Source organism: Chryseobacterium piperi, assembly GCF_002285635.2.
GTDB lineage: Bacteria > Bacteroidota > Bacteroidia > Flavobacteriales > Weeksellaceae > Chryseobacterium > Chryseobacterium piperi.
Genome location: NZ_CP023049.2, coordinates 1,383,574 through 1,401,565, shown reverse-complemented (window position 1 = coordinate 1,401,565; position 17,992 = coordinate 1,383,574). Strand labels below are relative to the sequence as shown.

Genomic DNA, 17,992 nt, shown 5'->3' with positions numbered 1-17,992 from the left:
TTGCAGAGGTCTTTTTATGGGTTTGAAATTAATTTTATAAATATTATTTATAATTAATATATAGTTGTAGTATAGTTATTCTATATTAGAAATAATTGTATAATACCCAATATGTCGGTTATTGTTGCCAGGAATGATCTCTAAACTTTATACGTTCAACTTCTAAAATCTATGAATTATATTAAGACTCATACGACGCTTTTATTCTGTATTTTTTTATTGTTTCGGGGTGTATGGCATAATAATAGGTTGATTTTAAGTACTTAACTCAAAACCCACAAAAATGAAATCAGTTTATAAATTACAGAAAAGCTTAAGAGGAAAAACAGTAGTTATTACAGGAGGAAGCAGTGGAGTTGGCAGGGCTACGGCAGAAGCATTTGCATTGGAAGGATGTAATATTGTGGTGGCTGCCAGAGGTAAAGAAGCGTTGGATGAAACTGTTAACCTATGCAGAGATTTAGGAGTGGCCGCATTGGCTGTCCCTACAGATGTTTCTGTAGCTGAGGAAGTGGCTCACCTTGCTGAAATGGCTATACGCTTTAATGGCAGAATTGATATTTGGGTCAATAACGCAGGAGTAATGGCAAGCGGAAAATTTGAAGACATACCAATGGACCTTAATGAGCAGGTGATTAAAACCAATTTATTCGGATACATGCACGGTGCTTATAGTGCATTACCAATTTTTAAAAGACAACAGGAAGGAATTCTTATTAATAATGTTTCTATTGGCGGATTTATGCCGGCTCCTTACAGTGCAGTATATTCATCTACGAAATTTGGAATTCGCGGGATGATGGAGTGCTTGCAGGGCGAAATTTCTGATTACCCGGATGTCCATATTTGTAATATATACCCCCAGATCCAAAGGTCAACAGGAAATATGCATTCGGCAAAATATTCCGGACTGGATTTTAAAATACCTCCATTCGCTGCAGATCCCAGGGATACAGCGCAAAAAATTGTAGAGCTAGCCAAAAGACCACAAAAAGATTTGTTTCCGGATGCAGCATCATACATTCTTAAAAATGTCTATGGCTTATTTCCAAAGAGCATCATCAATATAGCTTCTGCAGGGATGCGAGTGGTGATGAAGGTTAAAGACGCACCTTCCGATTCAGGAAATGTTTTAGAACCATCTCCTGAACCTCACAGAATCTATGGTGAAACCATGTTTCCGGTCCCTTCAAAAAAGACAAAAATGGCTGTCGTGGCAGGAATTGGACTTGGCTTAGCCTATATGATTCTAAGAGCTAAATCAGGAAATAAGAAATCATAAATAGTTTATAAAATCAAATAAATACATTAGATCAGTTTATATTGTGAAAACAATGTAAACTGATTTCAATGTGAAATCCATACATTTATACGACTAAGTTGATATGGAAGATGTTTATGAATTCTAATTCCGAATATATAATACTATTTGAACAATTTACCTGGACACAATGGATCGTGTTTGGTTTGACAGTTAATATCTTTCTCTATCTGTTTTCAATAGGCCTCTATCTATTCATTGATAAGACCTGTCATAAACAAAGTTTAAGTGATCTTAATCATCCGGTTTCAAGGTCAGATTTATATGTAAGTTTTCTGACGATTACTTGCAATTGTTTCGTCATGTTGATCGGTGTTTTTTTATGGAAAAATGGATGGATTGAGGTTGGAAGTAGCCTTTCACCTGTTTGGGTGCTGTCAGAAGTCTTTGCTTTAATCCTTCTCATGGATTTTTTTATGTATCTTTTTCACTATGCAGCTCATTTACCTTGGGTATATAAACTACTCCATGGCAAACACCATGAACATGTAAATACTAATTTTTTAAGTCTTTTTGTACTACATCCGGCAGAAACCATAGGCTTTGGATTAATGATATTAGCCTTGCTGGTCTTTTATAATTTTTCTGTAGTTTCTATAACGTTTTATCTTATGATTAATCTCGTATGGGGAACTATCGGGCATTTGAACAAAGAGTTTTTCCCAGAAAAGTTTGACCGGCTTTTTGTAGGCACAACCCGGTTTCATAATCAACATCATAGAGATGAAACTAAAAATTTTGGTTTTTATACTTCTATCTGGGATAGAGTATTCGGGACCTATAAACCTTAGGGCAATATTTTTGAAGAATAGATATTTCTTTCACGATTTATGATAGTGTATTTTTTGATCAGGTTAGTATTGAATCATCAAAAATGAGTATTATTGTATAGGCATAAATTAGTGCTATTTAATAAAAACTTAATCATGCACTGGGAGATATTTTTCTTTTTTCTGTTCATTTCCTTTATCTATTCATCCGTAGGCTTTGGGGGTGGTTCGAGCTACCTTGCTATATTGGCTATGTACAGTCTTCCATATCAGGAAATCCGTCTTACCGCCTTAATATGCAATATCATTGTGGTGATCGGCGGCGTTTATATTTATATTAAAAATAAGCAGACCGACTGGAAGAAAATACTTCCCATTACCATCATTAGTGTTCCGATGGCGTATTTAGGAGCTATAGTAAAGATCAGTCAGAGTACGTTTTTTATTATTTTGGGAATCAGTTTGATCATTGCTGCTATTTTGCTATGGATCAAAACTTCCGGAAGTATAGAAGTAGCAGACAAGGATCATAAATCTGGTGTAGTAAAAAACAGTCTATTAGGTGGCTCAATCGGATTTTTATCAGGAATGGTCGGAATTGGAGGCGGAATATTTCTTTCTCCCATATTGAACTTAATGAAATGGGATACTCCCAAAAAAATAGCAGCAACGGCCAGTGTTTTTATATTGGTAAATTCTATTTCCGGAATTGCCGGACAATTAACCAAATTGTCAGGAAATATTGATTCTTTGAGAATTTTATCCTTATGTTTATCTGTATTTATTGGTGGACAAATTGGATCAAGGATGTCTATAAAATGGAATCCTTTGATTATTAAAAGGATGACGGCAATTCTCGTATTTGTAGCCGGAGTGAATATACTGATAAAATATTGGTATCATATATTGTAAAAATGAAAATGAAAATATTGGCATTCGGAATTGTAAAGGAATTTTTTAAAGGATCTGAAACAGAAATAGAACTTCATGACTCTGCAACTGTTTTAGATTTGAAAAATAAGTTAGAGGAAACTTTTCCGGAAATAAAAAAATTAAAATCATACTTTATTGCAGTCAATGATGAGTATGCAGAAGATGACTGGGTATTGAACAATAATATTGAAATTGCAATTATTCCACCTGTGAGTGGAGGATAAGACTTTATGATTGATATAAAAATAACCGATGAACCTTTAGATGTAGCGGAATGCTTGACAACGGCTTCAGATCTTGAATGCGGAGGAATCGCAACATTTATCGGTGTGGTTCGAAATGCTACCCGAAACAAAAAGGTCATTCGCTTGGAATATGAATGCTATGAATCAATGGCAGTCAAAGAAATAAGAAAGATAGCAGAAAAAGCCATTTCTTTATTTGATGTGAAACATGTCGTGATCCATCATCGTGTTGGAATATTGTTTCCTGGTGATATAGCGGTAATCATCATTGTGAATGCAAGACATCGAGATGCTGCCTTTGATGCATGCCGCTTTAGTATTGATACTTTAAAGGAAACAGTACCGATCTGGAAAAAAGAAATTTTTGAAGATGGAGAGGAGTGGGTATCTGCCCATCCTTAAACAGTAGGAAAATACAAATAAACTTATTATATTTACTATAATCAATTTCAAGTAAATGAAAACCAGTGATTTGGAAAATAATGCCGTAAAGCAGATTGATATTATCAGAGTAAAAGATAGCGAAGCATGGTCTTTTACAGATGATGTTTCTGTAGAAGAGCCTTTAGAAATAAGGGTGTTGTATGGTGATGCTGGAAAACGTGAAAGCAAAAATATTTCTGTCACCATGCGTACGCCGGGCAATGATATTGAATTGGCAGTAGGATTTCTTTTTACGGAAGGGATTATTTATAATTATCAACAGATTGAAGGAGGTAAACATCTGAATGCAGACTGTTCCCGAACACAAGAGAATGTGGTTATGGTCAGTCTTATTGAAGGTTTTATACCTCAGTTGATGAAATCTGATCGCAACTTTTATACGACTTCCAGCTGCGGTGTTTGTGGAAAAGGTTCAATAGAATCCATCAGAACGGTCAGCTCTTTTAAAGATAGAGATCAAGAGCCTATACTATTAGATATTGAAGTTTTATATCAGTTACCTGATCGATTAAGATCTTTTCAAAATAACTTCAGTTCTACCGGTGGAATTCATGCTTCCGGATTATTTACAGTTCAGGGAGATTTGCTGGCTTTAAGGGAGGATGTAGGAAGACATAATGCTTTGGACAAATTGATAGGATATTCATTATCAGTAGGACTTTTGCCATTGGATCACAAGATTTTGGTACTAAGTGGCAGAGCGAGTTTTGAGCTGATTCAAAAAGCGGCAATGGCCGGAATTTCTGTTGTTGCAGCAATTGGAGCTCCTTCCAGCCTTGCAGTAGACCTAGCAAAAGAATTTGATATGACCCTGATAGGATTTCTAAAAGAAAACAGGTTGAACGTCTATCATAAGGGCAGCAATCATAATTTTAAAACTATAAAAGCATCAATTTAAATTATTGGTGCATTGAAAATAAAAGCCACGAATGCACGAATAAGGAATGATGTGTAGATCAATTGCATTCGTGGCAAAGAAAAAATTAGAGCAAAATGAAGATAAGAATTAAAGATAACTCTATAAGATTACGTCTCACTCAAACAGAAGTTTCTGAATTGGGTGAAAAAGGAATGATAACAAGCTTTACTGAATTTGTAGACCGACCTTTTATGTATTCTATAGAAGCTACCGGCGAGACAGAACTTTCTGCCTCTTTTATTGAAAACAGGATTGTTGTTACAATGCCTAAAACGATGATTGATGAGCTTGTTACTACAGACCGGGTAGGTTTTGACGGACAATCCGGAATGGTTAAACTTTTGGTAGAAAAAGATTTTGTCTGTATTGATAATTCAGTTGAAGATCAAAGTGACAACTATCCGAATCCCAATTTGAAGTGCTAAAAAACATCCTAAAATATTGAGCTATGAAAGAGGATTATAAAAAAGAAGAAATTGAAGAAGAAATCAAAAAAGAGCCGGATGCCGAAAATCCGTACCATCTTTTAGATCTTAAGCTGACTCCTGTTGAAAAATCAGCAGCGGGTATCCATGCTGTGATGGCAGCTTTTGGGGACTTGATTGAAGAAAAGACTTTAATTCGTGGTACCAGAGCCTTGTTTAAAATGAACCAGGTCAATGGTTTCGATTGTCCTAGCTGCGCATGGCCCGATCCTGATGACGAGCGCTCAGTTTTAGGAGAGTATTGTGAAAATGGGGCTAAAGCTCTTGCAGAAGAAGCCACTACCAAAAGAGTAACGGCAAAATTCTTTGAAGAAAATTCAGTTTTTGATCTGGCTCAATTAGATGATTACCAGATCGGTAAAATGGGAAGGCTTACAGAGCCGATGTATCTTCCTGAAGGAGGAACCCACTATCAGCCTATCAGTTGGGATCAGGCTTTTAAGAAGATTGGAGCCCATTTTAATGCGTTGGAGTCTCCGCATGAGGCTGCTTTTTACACCTCTGGAAGAACCAGTAATGAAGCTTCATTTGTCTATCAGCTTTTTGCAAAAGAATTTGGAACGAATAATATGCCGGACTGTTCCAATATGTGCCATGAGACGTCAGGTTCAGCATTAAGGCCTACGATTGGAATTGGAAAAGGAACCGTAACACTGGAAGATTTCTATGATACGGATGTGATTGTTATTATCGGCCAGAATCCGGGAACCAATGCACCCCGAATGATGAGTGCATTATCAAAAGGTAAGAGAAACGGGGCAAAGATAATTGCTGTGAATCCTTTACCGGAAGCCGGTTTAATGGGATTCCAGGACCCTCAGAGTATAAAGGGGATGATTGGTGGCGGGGTAAAACTTGCTGACCTGTATCTGCCTGTAAAAATAAACGGAGATATGGCACTTTTAAAAGCCATTGAGTTATTACTTCTGGAGTTTGAAAAGAAATCTCCGGGAGAAGTGCTGGACCGTCAGTTTATCGAAGAGAAAACCACGGGTTATGAAGTATTCCTTCAGCAATTTGAGAATTATAATCTTGAAGACCTTGCGAAAGAAGCAGGCGTTTCAGCTACCGATCTTTATGAAGCTGCTAAAATGATTGCTTTCAAAAAGAGGATTATCGTATGTTGGGGAATGGGACTTACACAACAGCCGAATGGGGTTGATATGATTCGTGAAATTCTGAATATCCTGTTATTAAAAGGAAGTATCGGAAAACCTGGCGCGGGAGTTTGTCCTGTTCGCGGGCATAGTAATGTTCAAGGGAACAGAACCATGATGATTGATGAAAAACCTACCAATGAACAATTGGACCGCCTTGAAAATTTTTATGGTTTTAAAATGCCACGCGAGCATGGATATGATGTTGTACGAGCGATTAAAGCCATTCATGAAGAAAAAATAAAAGTGCTTTTCTGCATGGGCGGGAATTTTCTATCGGCAACACCGGATACTACATATACAGCGAATGCTCTTAGAAAGCTTAATTTGTTGGTTTGCGTTTCTACAAAACTTAATAGAGGGCACCTCATTCACGGAAAAGAAGCTTTAATCCTTCCAACATACGGAAGAAGTGATAAAGATATCGTTAATGGAGAAATACAGATTGTAACTACTGAAAACTCTATGGGAGTTGTTCAGTCTTCAAAAGGAATGCTGGATGCTGTTTCAGATCATCTGATTAATGAAACACAGATTGTATGCCGTATGGCTATGGCAACCCTGGGAGAAAAGTCTGTAGTCAATTGGCAGCGTTATCATGACAGCTATGATGCCGTAAGAGATGATATTGAAAAATGTATTCCGGGGTTTGAAGATTATAATGTGAGAGTGCGGGAAAAAGGAGGTTTCTATCTTCCTAATGCAGCACGGGATGGAAAATTTATCACCAAAGAATTTGGTGACCGTGCTCCGTTTACCCTTACGGAAATTCCGGAAAACCATCTCAATGATGATGAATACATGATGGCAACGACGCGAACTCATGATCAGTTTAATACGACCATTTATGGTCTTGATGACCGTTATCGGGGAATAAAAAATGAGCGCCGTGTTATTTTCATGAATAAGAAAGATATTGATCGCCTGGGCATGAAAGCCGGAGATAAAGTAGATCTCTATAATTATGACGATAACATTGAAAGAATAGCGCCTCTCTTCATTATTGTTGCGTATCGGATCCCGGAAAAAAATACCGTTACTTATTTTCCGGAAACCAACGTTTTAGTTTCTGTGAATAATGTTGTCAAGGAAAGCAATATGCCGGCCTCTAAATATGTGAAAATAAAAATCAAAAGGCATGATCCCGAAGTATACAAAAAAGTAGATAAAATGCTTTATCGGGAAGCTGCAAAATATAACCATTATTAATAGTAATGAATATAAGCTGTCGTTTAAGGCAGCTTATATTCATAAATTTCATCTTTTACTGTTGAATTATTTATGAAAAAAATTCTATACTGTTTTTTGTTGATTCTTTCCGGGGCTGTGTATGCCCAGTCCGATTTTAAGCTAAAAGTTTCCGGGGAAGTGTCTAACCCATTACAAATCTCTTTGGAAGAACTTTCAAAGATGCCCCATGCAAATGCTGTTTTAAAAGATAAACAAGGAAATGCTCATACGTACAAGGGAGTTCCCGTTGTAGAAATTCTGGCTAAAGCGAATGTGACTAAGGAAGCACATGGAACCGGATTGTCAAAATATGTGCTGGTAAAATGCGCAGATGGGTATCAGGTGCTTTTTTCATTGGCAGAGCTGGATAAGGATTTTACGGATAAAAATGTCATCATTGCAGATTCAATAGATGGAAAACCGCTTCCTGAATCAAAAGGACCTTTGCGAATTATTGCAGAGGGAGAAAAGAAGCCGGCAAGAAGCAGCTTTCAGGTGACAGAACTTATCATTGGTTCGGTTAAAAAGTAAAGGTTAATTCTTTTTTATTATTATTTATTAAATAGTTTTGTTGTATTGTAGTATATTTATGCGTATTGAGTTGAGTTTTTTATAAACTTAACACTAAAAAACACAAAATATTATGAGAAGACAAAAACAAAAAAACCGATGGCTGATTGCTGCATCGGCTGTAGGAATTCACATCTCTATTGGTTCCGTTTACGCCTATTCTGTTATGACGAACCCTGTAAAAGATATTTTTGGTGTTGATGAAAGTGATGTAAAATGGTCCTTTAAGATTGCTATTCTGCTCTTAGGGCTTTCTGCTGCCTTTCTAGGGAAATGGGTTGAAAAAGTAGGCCCTAGGAAAAGCGGAATAACAGCCGGTTTGCTATATGGAGTCGGAATTTTGGGTTCAGGGTTGGCAGTACAGATCGGATCCATGCCTTTGTTTCTCTTTTCGTATGGAGTCATTGGAGGTATTGGTTTAGGGGTTGGATATATAACGCCGGTAAGTACTTTGGTGAAATGGTTTCCTGATAAACGTGGGCTGGCAACGGGAATGGCAATTATGGGGTTTGGATTTTCTGCCTTGATTTTTGGCCCTGTTATGCAAATTTTATTTGAAAAAGTAGGCGTAAGCAATACATTTTATATTTTAGGTCTTATCTATATGATTTTGATTTTAACTTCGGCAAATTATATTGAGAAACCTCCGGCAGATTATGTACCAGAAGGCTTTAATCCTGGTGAAGGAAAAATGATTACTCCTGATATTTCAAATATTGACGCGAATGCGGCGTTGAAAACATCCCGTTTTTATTATATCTGGATCATGATGTTTATCAATATCACTTCGGGTATTGCAGTAATCGCAGCGGCAAGTCCTATGATGCAGGAAAAATTAAATTACACTCCTATGCAGGCAGCTGCTATTGTGGGTTTAATAGGCGTTTTTAATGGCCTGGGAAGATTATTTTGGTCCGCTTTATCAGATTATATAGGGCGAGCCAATATGTATATTATCTTTTTTGTATTCCAGATTTTTGCATTTTATTTGCTACCCCGTATTTCTATCGAATTATTATTTTTAATTATTCTCTTTACTATCATTACCATGTATGGAGGAGGGTTTTCTGCACTCCCTGCATTTTTGGGAGATTTATTTGGAACAAAACAGCTGGGAGCTATTCATGGAATGGTGTTAACAGCCTGGGCACTGGCTGGAGTTGCGGGGCCTACAATTTATGATATGGTGAAAGAATCAACAGGATCATTAACAGCCACCCTGGGTGTATTTTCCGGATTATTTCTTATTGCCCTAGTCGTTTCATTATTAATGAAATATACCATTATTAAGCTGAGGAAAAAACAAAGTGATTCAGCGATGTAAAATTATTATACCATGATTATCAGGAAAAAAGAACATTGGTTTAAAATGCTTTTTGTATGGCACGGGTCGGTATTACCGGCACTGTTGCCCCGTTTAGGGATACTTTTTATCCTATCTTTGGGAGTCACTTATTTCCACGGAATTATTTTTTCATTTAAAGTGCCGCTAAACCCAGCACCTCTTACTTTGTTCGGATTTGTACTGGCCTTGTTTTTAGGCTTCCGTAATAATGCGAGCTATGAACGATTCTGGGAAGGACGAAAGCTTTGGGGCGCTTTGCTTAATATTTCACGGGTATTAACACGTCAGGCATTAACGATCGGAGCGCCAAAAGCAGACCATACTTCAATCACTGAATTTATCAATATTCTGAGCTCATTTTTGTACGCGCTGAAACACCAGCTTAGAAATACAGATCCTTATGAAGATCTAAAGAAGAGGCTGAATGGAGAGCAGTTGGAAATCATGAAACAATCTCACTATAAGCCAATTATATTGATGAGATTTTTGGCAGAATGGGTTGAAAGAGCAAGAGATGGAAATAGGGTTGATTCCATTCAACAGGCCAGGTTTGATGAAAATCTGGATAGATTAGCGGATGTTGTAGGAGGATGTGAAAGGATCGTATCTACACCGATTCCTTACAGTTACCGGGTATTATTGCACCGGACCGTTTACATTTACTGTTTTCTGCTTCCGTTTGGTTTGGTTGATAGTTTAGGTTGGTTTACTCCATTTATTGTTGTATTTGTTGCCTATACATTTGTGGCATTTGAAGCGATTGCTGATGAAATTGAAGAGCCATTTGGCACTGAAGCTAATGACTTAGCGTTGAACAGTATGTGTCAAATGATTGAAGATACCATTCATGAACTCGCTGGAGAACATCCGGCTATAATAGAAAAGCCGACGCAAAATATTATCAATTAAGTATTTACTCAGATCCCATTTTTATGAAACCGACTATCTATACCATAGGTCATTCTACCCACCATATTGATGATTTTATCAAGACCCTTCAGTCATTTGAGATTGAAGTTCTGGTTGATGTAAGAAGGTTTCCAGGATCACGAAGCAATCCTTGGTTTAATAAAGAAAATCTGGAGAAAGAATTGGAAAAGAAAGATATCGGTTATATTCATATGGAAGAATTGGGAGGAAGAAGGAAAGTACAGTCCAATTCTCACAATGATCGGTGGCGAAATGAATCTTTCAGGGGATACGCAGATTATATGGAAATTCAAGAATTTGAGGAAGCTATTCAAAAGCTGGAACAGATCGCATCCGAAAAACGCGTAGCATATATGTGTTCTGAGGCAGTATGGTGGAGTTGTCATCGCTCAATGATCTCGGACTATCTAAAGGCAAAAGGATGGACTGTTCTTCATATACTGAGTACAGGAAAAGTGGAGGAACATCCCTATACTTCACCAGCTCGTATTGTTAACGGACAGGTTTATTATTCAGACGAAAATTTATTCAGCTGACCATAACCATAACTCAATCAAAATTTCTACAAGCCGTTTCTGTGTGGCTCTATTCCATTTTTTAATGAATAAACAGCTGAATCAGGGAATGCCTTTTTAATCATTCGGGCAGCTTTAGAACTTCGGTTTCCTGAAGCACAATATAGAATTATCTGTTGAAAATCTGCTATTTCATCCCAATGACTTTCCAGATTGTCTAAAGGTAAATTTTGGCCGCCAATATTGAATATTTGGTGCTCTTCTTCACTTCGGACATCGATGAGCAGGGTAGCAGGCTCATTCTTTTTTTTATCTAATTCCTCCCATGTGATCGGTTGGATAGATTCGTTTAAACTTACTATGGGTGTTGAAGTCTGTTTTTTTAATTTAATAATGGTCGTTTTACCGCTCATCATGTCCATCAACCATAATTTTCCGGCTAAAAGATCTTTGGATCGGGTAAAATATTTAATCACTTCATTAGCTTGCATGCAGCCTACTACTCCTGCCAGGGTAGGAATAACTCCACCTTCCGAACAGTTCGGAACCTGAGAGCTCTCTGCATCAGGAAATACATCACGGTAATTAGGTGAATAGCTGCCATCATCCTGTAAAACATTCCATATGCTTACCTGTCCCTCATATTGATAAATTGCCCCATATACCAATGGCTTTCCTGCAAGGACACAAGCGTCATTCAACAGGCACTTGGTTTCAAAATTATCCGTTCCTTCTACGATAAGATCATAATCTGCAATAAGATCCATTACATTTTCAGAAGTAACTCTTAAAGGAAGAGCTTTTATCTGTATGCCGGGGTTTTGCCGTTGAAGTTTTTCACTGGATACATTTACTTTCAATGAACCGATATCGTCCGGAGTATAAAGGATCTGACGATGAAGATTACTCATTGAAACAAAATCGTTATCAGCAATACCAATAGTTCCGATCCCTGCTGCTGTAAGGTACTGGGCAACGGGACAGCCCAGACCTCCGGCGCCTACAATCAGTACCTTTGCATTGTGAAGTAAATGCTGAGATTCTTTTCCAAAGCCGGGTAATGCTATTTGACAGTGATAGCGTTCCCAATTTTCTTCCGTCTTCATTGCTTATTTTTTGATATTAAGAATTTCCTTTGCTTTTGCAGCGTCTTCTGGAGTATTTACGTTCATTAAGGTATCAGGATCGGCAGGCTTTAAGATAAGGGTATCACTATTGATTAAAACCTTTCTTGGGCACGTGTTTCCTATGCCCAGAAACTGAAGCAGTGCAGGATAGCTTCCAGGCTCCCAAATTGTTATAAGAGGTTCAGGAAGTCCATCAAAAGGACTTTCATAGGTTGTGGCTATTTTTGTATCATCTCTGTTATCGATCAGAAACTCTAAAGTTTCTTTATTCAATAATGGAAGATCACAAGCTACGACAAGCCATGCGGTATTTCTGTCTGACCGCAATGCTGTAAGGATTCCTCCGAACGGTCCCATTCCTAGAAAAGTATCTGTCAGAGCATGATAGTCTGTGTCAAAATTTTCCAGTTGATCCTGACGGCAGGAAATGTAAACTTCCTCGCAGAAATTTTTTAAAAGATCTGCCGCGAAATAACGCTGTTCTTTTCCATACCATTCTATCTGGTCCTTTGAAGTTCCCATTCTCAGGCTTTTTCCTCCGGCTAGAACCAACCCTTTTATAGGGGAAGTTTTATGCTCTTTTGAAGTCATTTTTACCACCTGTTTTTTCAATTAATTTAATCTCCTTAATAACGATGTCATGGCTTAATGCTTTACACATATCATAAATCGTTAATGCGGCTACAGAAGCTCCGGTTAAAGCTTCCATTTCCACTCCGGTTTTAGCCTCGAGGCTTGCAGTACAATGTATGATAATTTCCTTTTGTTCGTTCAGCTCAATGTCAAGCTCACAATTATCTAGTCCAATCGGATGACAAAGAGGAATCAGTTCGCTTGTTTTCTTAGCTCCCATAATTCCTGCAATAGTTGCAATCTGAAATACAGAACCTTTTTTGGTTTTAAAGTCTTCATTGTACAGTATTTCGAAAACAGCTTGTGGTAAGCTGATAATGGCCTGTGCCACAGCTTTTCTACGAGATACTTTCTTTTCACCTACATCTACAATTGCAGGTTGTCCTTCTTTATTTAAATGGGTCAATTCTGACATAGTTTCTTCATTTTTTCGCTACATAACCCTTACACTTTGTCTCTAAGATTTTGTAAGAGTGTTGTAGTCTTTTCTAAAATTTATTTTTTACCACGAATGCACGAATGATTTTGCTTTGTGGTACCATTTTTATTCGTGCATTCGTGGCTAACATAATTCATTTCAATTTTTTGCTATCCACACATAATCTTTGCTCTAGCTTCAAATTTATTAGGTATTATGGCTATCTGATTTTTTATTTTTTGCCACGAATGCACGAATGATTTTGCTTTGTGGTACCATTTTTATTCGTGCATTCGTGGCTAACATAATTCATTTCAATTTTTTGCTATCCACACATAATCTTTGCTCTAGCTTCAAATTTATTAGGTATTATGGCTATCTGATTTTTTATTTTTTGCCACGAATGCACGAATGATTTTGCTTTGCTGGTAACACTTTATTCGTGCATTCGTGGCTAATATAATTCATTTCAATTTTTTTGCTATCCACACATAATCTTTGCTCTAGCTTCAAATTTATTAGGTGTTGTGGCTATCTGATTTTTTATTTTTTGCCACGAATGCACGAATGATTTTGCTTTGCTGGTAACACTTTATTCGTGCATTCGTGGCTAGTATAATTCATTTTCAATTTAACAATTCTTCGTGGCATCACAGATTGTATTTCCACACCCGGTACATTTCTCCTTTTCTGAATACCTCCTGTTCCAGTGGCAACTCCATAAAAGCATCCGTTTCCGGAAGGTGTGAAAAATCACCTGAACCGTTTGTATCAATGGATTCAGCAGTCAATTGTCCCGTCTCGTTAATCCTTAACTTTACCTGGGCAAAGTATTGAAGGGAATAGGGGAACTGAATATCATTGTTCAGCATTGCATATTGTGGGGAAGGATTTGTTTGTAAAGACTGCTCAAGCCATGGGACAAAATAGCGATGCAAACACATAAAGACGGAAACAGGGTTTCCTGGAAAAGCAAAAATAAGTTTTTGCTCGGGAGATTTTCCGAACCAGAACGGTTTGCCCGGACGTTGTTTTATTTTATGAAATAGTTTCTGCACTCCCAGTTCTTCCAGGACTTTAGGAACATAATCAAATTTCCCCATTGAAACACCGCCGCTCATGAGCAATACATCATAATCATTAAGGCAATGTTTGAGTTCTTGTCTGATAATTTCGTAATTGTCATTGAGGTGAAGTAGTTCTGCATGAATTCCAAACTTTGTTAAAGCCGCTTTGATGGTAATTCCATTAGATCGGCGTAATTGAAATGGGGTAGGATCTGTTGAAGGATCTACCATTTCGTCTCCGGTTGAAATAATGATCACACGAGGAACCTTTTTAACGGATAGTTTTATTTTACCAATGGACGCAGCAACTCCGATTATGGCAGGAGTGATGAGTTGATTAGCTTTAACGAGAAGGTCTCCTTGTTTTTTATCTTTTCCTTTAAGATGGATATTTTGTCCTTTTTTTACTTCTATATTTTGGATACTGGCAATGCCATTTTCAATCGACAGGTCTTCATAGCGAATCACTGTATTTACCGATTGATCTAAAGCAGCGCCGGTCATTATTTCAATACAATCTGTCTGGTCTGTAATAGCATTTGGAGAATCTCCTGCTGCTTGTGTTGCTTTTATGGAAAAAGAATGAACTCCTTTATGATAAGCATCATAATCAATCGCTATTCCATCAACCGTAGGCCGATCGAAGGGAGGTAAATCCCGGTCTGCCAAAAGGTTTTCTGCCAGAACTCTTCCTAAAGCCTGTTCATAACTAATTTCTTCGGTACCAAAATCCCGAAGTTCTGAAAAAAGTATGTTTTCTGCTTCCTGTACTGTAATCATTTCCATTACTAACCGCCTATTGTTGCCATAGATTGATGGCTTTGTTGTTCTGTTAAATTAAATTTCTCTGCTTCCCATCCGTCTTTGGGTTTATTTTGAATGGCAAGTTCAATAAACTCTTTCAGCTCTTCGTCAGTCTTACCTTCACGCATCGCATCTTTTAAGTTTAGGGTGCCTGCATCATAAAGACAGGTTCTCATCACTCCGGAGGGAGTAATACGGATCCGGTTACAATCTCCGCAAAAAGAGCGGGTATAGGCGGCAATAATTCCGATATCACCTTTAAATCCAGGGATTTTGTAATTATATGAAGTGGAATGCTTTGGGTCATTAATTTTCACAATCGAAGGAAAATGGCCTTTTAAATGCTCTAAGATCCTAATGAAGTTCCATTCTAAAGAAGTCTCATGACTTCCCCCGTTAAAAGGCATTTCCTCTATGAATCGCACATCGATATTGAGATCCTCCGTAAGCTTTGCTAGCGGAATAAGATCTTCAATATTGCTGTTTTCCATAACTACCGCATTGATTTTGACATGGATCTCATTTTGCAAAAGAGTATCTATGGTTTTTAATACTTTATCCAGGCTGTTACGTCGTGTAATAGCAAAAAACCGGTCTTTATCAAGAGTATCTAAACTAAGATTAACAGATGTAATTCCCAGTTCTTTTAATTTAGGAACATGGGGTTCTGTCAGAAGACCGTTGGTGGTTATTGTAAGTTGATCAAGCCCGTTCAGGTGAGCAATATTTTCAAGAAGTGAAATAAAGTTTTTTCTGATGAAAGGCTCTCCTCCGGTGATCCTTATTTTATCGACTCCCATTTCCGTAAAAACAGAACAAATTCTTAGCATCTCTTCATCAGTCATTAATTCTTTACGGCTAAGCCAGTCGAGACCTTCCTCCGGCATGCAGTAGGTGCACCGAAGATTGCAGCGGTCCGTTACTGCAAGTCGTAAATAATTAATTTTTCGTCCGTGTTTGTCCGTTAGCATCACATTTAATTTTTGATCAAAAAAGTTTCTCTTAATTCTAATGAGAGAAGAACCATTACAAATGTAATCATTGTTTATTGGATTGATGAAATTACGAAATATAATGTTTAATATTCAATATACATCTCACAATTTGTGATATAAATGGTGTCCGATTTTATGATTTAATAATGCTATTATTGCAATTTCTTGTCGGAAAGGATCTGTACCCCGGATTCCTTAGAAACTGAGAGAAAAAATGTACATTTATTCCATAAAATTATTATACCTAGTCATTGAGCTATAATGAGTGAAAATAAAGATATATTTGATGCAAGCCCTTTTATCCCCAATCTGTCTTCTGATCAGGCCCAACGATTATATGTGGTTTATCAGGATATTGTAAGCTCATCTGAACTGAATATTTTTCCTGATAATTCTTTTACGATTATCCTTCTTGACGAAGGAGAAGGGACATGCATTACGGATACCAATAAATACCATTTAAAACCTAAGCAGCTTTTTATCCATCTTCCCAGGCGTAAATTTGTGTGGAGCTTATCTCCTAATTCCAAAGGGAGAAGGCTAATCATTAAAGATTCTATTATCGAGACATTCTCACCTCCTCTAAAACAAACTTTTTCATCATTTAATCAATGTGAAATGATTCATCCGAATGATGAAACCTACGAAAAGTTTAGTGCAGAATTCCTGACGATAAAAAAAGAGTTGCTTTCCGAAGTTGTTTTTCCTGAATTGCTTAATGCAAGGGTTAGGCTTATTGCGCTGATGGTTAATTTATGGATTCAGCATTTATACGGAGATTCTGCTTTAGCGGACCCTGAAAGTCTTGCGTTTAAATTTCATTCTTTAGTCGATCGTCATTTTAAAACTCAAAAGAGTATCGGATTTTATGCAGAAGAATTATGCATTACTCCGAACTACCTGGGGATTGTATGCAGAAAAAATTATAAAATGTCTCCGCTGGAATTTATAAAAGAAAGGACTTTATTAGAAGCAAAGCGGTTACTGTACAGTTCAGACAAATCGATTAAAGAGATTGCTTTTGAATTAGGATTTCAGAACTTCTCCTATTTTTCTTATTTCTTTAGGTCAAGAACAAAACTTACACCTAAAGCTTATAGAGAAATGTTGAAGAAAAGCTAGTGGATATCCGACTCGCTTCTTAAGTTCTAAATCAATTTTTTGAAATTTTGAAAAGTTTCAACAACGGTTTCAGGTTTTTCATTCTTAAAGATGCCGGATTGATATATCCTTTCAAAAGTCTCTGCAGTTGCAGCAGCTATGATATTAGGCTGGCTTTCTGTATTGAGCATATCCGTGAGTCCTTTCATCTCGTCTATTCTCCTGAAAATATGCTGTGGATAGGTAGGTGTGGTCTTCATAAGATCCTCATAGGTTCCCGGAAGAAACTTCTGAAGACTGTCATTCAATTCATCGAGAATACCAAAATGGGCTGCGGCAGTCATGGTTTCAAAAAATAAAGCATTCATCCCTTTGTTGACCATTGAGAATAATAGTTTATAGGCAGATGCTGCTTCATTTTTTTTCGCCTGCATCCTTTATGGTGAATATTTCTGAAAAGAGTTCTATAAATAAACTCCTGTATATTCCACTTACGATTAGGGTCGCGTGGTCGGGAATATCCTGGGAAGCACCCATTACAGCTCCGTTGATAAATCGGATGTTCATGGATGAAAATAAATTCTCAATAGACAAGACGGTTTGAGGAGTATTGGAATTTAAATCTATATAAACAGGTCGGTTATCTGTATTTTTTAAGCAAGAAATTGTTTTTTCTGCCAGTTCCAGACTATTTTCAGGACTGGTAAGAGCGATGATAACGTCAGCCTGGTTGACTACATTTTGTAATGTGCCCAAATCAATAATTCCTGTATCCTTTATATTTTGTAATGTCCTTGATGACCTTCCTTCGCCTGCAGTAATGATAGGGTATCCGTTTTTGATTAATTCCCGGGCAATTTGGGTTCCCATGTCTCCGGGGAAAAGTAAGGCAATGACGGGGTGGTTGGGCATAGTCGTTTATTTTTATATAAAAATAATAAATAGCTCTGGTTAATTCCGCAAATGTCTTTAAATTTTTTACT

The 17,992-nt window shown here is 37.3% G+C and carries 20 protein-coding genes; 13 read left to right on the top strand and 7 right to left on the bottom strand.

The annotated features are described in order from the left end of the window. The first annotated feature begins 283 nt into the window (after positions 1–283). From CJF12_RS06245 to CJF12_RS06190, 12 genes are all read left to right on the top strand, one after another. Entirely contained in the window at positions 284–1,282 is a 999-nt protein-coding gene (locus tag CJF12_RS06245) for an SDR family oxidoreductase (RefSeq protein ID WP_034687710.1), read from the top strand. A 116-nt stretch (positions 1,283–1,398) separates the two neighbouring features. Continuing rightward, complete coding sequence (locus tag CJF12_RS06240; protein WP_051887403.1) at positions 1,399–2,112, top strand: sterol desaturase family protein; 714 nt, start codon at positions 1,399–1,401, stop codon at positions 2,110–2,112. 135 nt (positions 2,113–2,247) lie between these two features. Then, entirely contained in the window at positions 2,248–3,003 is a 756-nt protein-coding gene (locus CJF12_RS06235) for a sulfite exporter TauE/SafE family protein (RefSeq protein WP_034687709.1), read from the top strand. A gap of 2 nt (positions 3,004–3,005) precedes the next feature. Then, complete coding sequence (locus CJF12_RS06230) at positions 3,006–3,248, top strand: MoaD/ThiS family protein (RefSeq protein ID WP_185097175.1); 243 nt, start codon at positions 3,006–3,008, stop codon at positions 3,246–3,248. 6 nt (positions 3,249–3,254) lie between these two features. Continuing rightward, entirely contained in the window at positions 3,255–3,671 is a 417-nt protein-coding gene (locus tag CJF12_RS06225; protein ID WP_034687707.1) for a molybdenum cofactor biosynthesis protein MoaE, read from the top strand. Positions 3,672–3,726: 55 nt separating this feature from the next. After that, positions 3,727–4,611 (top strand): formate dehydrogenase accessory sulfurtransferase FdhD, encoded by an 885-nt coding sequence (fdhD, locus tag CJF12_RS06220; RefSeq protein ID WP_034687705.1) that lies wholly within the window; start codon positions 3,727–3,729, stop codon positions 4,609–4,611. A gap of 95 nt (positions 4,612–4,706) precedes the next feature. After that, positions 4,707–5,057, top strand: coding sequence for a DUF7009 family protein (locus CJF12_RS06215; RefSeq protein WP_034687703.1), 351 nt, complete (start codon positions 4,707–4,709; stop codon positions 5,055–5,057). 23 nt (positions 5,058–5,080) lie between these two features. Then, on the top strand, positions 5,081–7,483 hold the full coding sequence (locus CJF12_RS06210) for an FdhF/YdeP family oxidoreductase (protein ID WP_034687701.1): 2,403 nt from the start codon (positions 5,081–5,083) through the stop codon (positions 7,481–7,483). 72 nt (positions 7,484–7,555) lie between these two features. After that, positions 7,556–8,035: a molybdopterin-dependent oxidoreductase gene (locus tag CJF12_RS06205; protein ID WP_034687699.1), complete on the top strand. Its 480-nt coding sequence runs from the start codon at positions 7,556–7,558 to the stop codon at positions 8,033–8,035. A 112-nt stretch (positions 8,036–8,147) separates the two neighbouring features. Next, complete coding sequence (locus CJF12_RS06200) at positions 8,148–9,398, top strand: L-lactate MFS transporter (protein ID WP_034687697.1); 1,251 nt, start codon at positions 8,148–8,150, stop codon at positions 9,396–9,398. A gap of 12 nt (positions 9,399–9,410) precedes the next feature. After that, positions 9,411–10,328, top strand: a complete 918-nt coding sequence (locus tag CJF12_RS06195) for a bestrophin family protein (RefSeq protein ID WP_034687695.1) — start codon at positions 9,411–9,413, stop codon at positions 10,326–10,328. A gap of 23 nt (positions 10,329–10,351) precedes the next feature. Next, positions 10,352–10,885, top strand: a complete 534-nt coding sequence (locus tag CJF12_RS06190; protein WP_034687693.1) for a DUF488 domain-containing protein — start codon at positions 10,352–10,354, stop codon at positions 10,883–10,885. A 26-nt stretch (positions 10,886–10,911) separates the two neighbouring features. Here the strand turns inward: CJF12_RS06190 and CJF12_RS06185 are convergent, their stop codons facing one another. The 5 genes from CJF12_RS06185 to moaA all read right to left on the bottom strand — a co-directional run bounded on the left by CJF12_RS06185 (position 10,912) and on the right by moaA (position 15,884). After that, positions 10,912–11,970: a HesA/MoeB/ThiF family protein gene (locus CJF12_RS06185; RefSeq protein ID WP_034687691.1), complete on the bottom strand. Its 1,059-nt coding sequence runs from the start codon at positions 11,968–11,970 to the stop codon at positions 10,912–10,914. A 3-nt stretch (positions 11,971–11,973) separates the two neighbouring features. Beyond that, the gene (locus tag CJF12_RS06180) at positions 11,974–12,582 is read right to left on the bottom strand and encodes an NTP transferase domain-containing protein (RefSeq protein ID WP_034687689.1); all 609 of its coding nucleotides are present in this window, start codon (positions 12,580–12,582) and stop codon (positions 11,974–11,976) included. Next, positions 12,563–13,039, bottom strand: coding sequence for a cyclic pyranopterin monophosphate synthase MoaC (gene moaC / locus CJF12_RS06175; RefSeq protein WP_034687687.1), 477 nt, complete (start codon positions 13,037–13,039; stop codon positions 12,563–12,565). Before moaC ends, CJF12_RS06180 begins: the two co-directional genes overlap by 20 nt. A gap of 653 nt (positions 13,040–13,692) precedes the next feature. Continuing rightward, positions 13,693–14,895, bottom strand: a complete 1,203-nt coding sequence (locus tag CJF12_RS06170) for a molybdopterin molybdotransferase MoeA (RefSeq protein WP_051887401.1) — start codon at positions 14,893–14,895, stop codon at positions 13,693–13,695. Between the two features lie 2 nt (positions 14,896–14,897). Next, positions 14,898–15,884: a GTP 3',8-cyclase MoaA gene (gene moaA, locus CJF12_RS06165; RefSeq protein ID WP_034687685.1), complete on the bottom strand. Its 987-nt coding sequence runs from the start codon at positions 15,882–15,884 to the stop codon at positions 14,898–14,900. Between the two features lie 285 nt (positions 15,885–16,169). On the opposite strand from moaA, the gene CJF12_RS06160 reads away from it, so the two are divergent. Beyond that, positions 16,170–17,030, top strand: coding sequence for a helix-turn-helix domain-containing protein (locus tag CJF12_RS06160; RefSeq protein WP_051887400.1), 861 nt, complete (start codon positions 16,170–16,172; stop codon positions 17,028–17,030). 26 nt (positions 17,031–17,056) lie between these two features. On the opposite strand, the gene CJF12_RS06155 is transcribed toward CJF12_RS06160, so the two are convergent. Together CJF12_RS06155 and CJF12_RS06150 are read right to left on the bottom strand one after the other, a co-directional pair. Beyond that, entirely contained in the window at positions 17,057–17,443 is a 387-nt protein-coding gene (locus CJF12_RS06155; protein ID WP_034687683.1) for a DUF1932 domain-containing protein, read from the bottom strand. Continuing rightward, positions 17,424–17,921: an NAD(P)-binding domain-containing protein gene (locus CJF12_RS06150; RefSeq protein WP_034687682.1), complete on the bottom strand. Its 498-nt coding sequence runs from the start codon at positions 17,919–17,921 to the stop codon at positions 17,424–17,426. The genes CJF12_RS06155 and CJF12_RS06150 overlap by 20 nt, the downstream gene beginning before the upstream one ends. Positions 17,922–17,992: the final 71 nt, after the last annotated feature.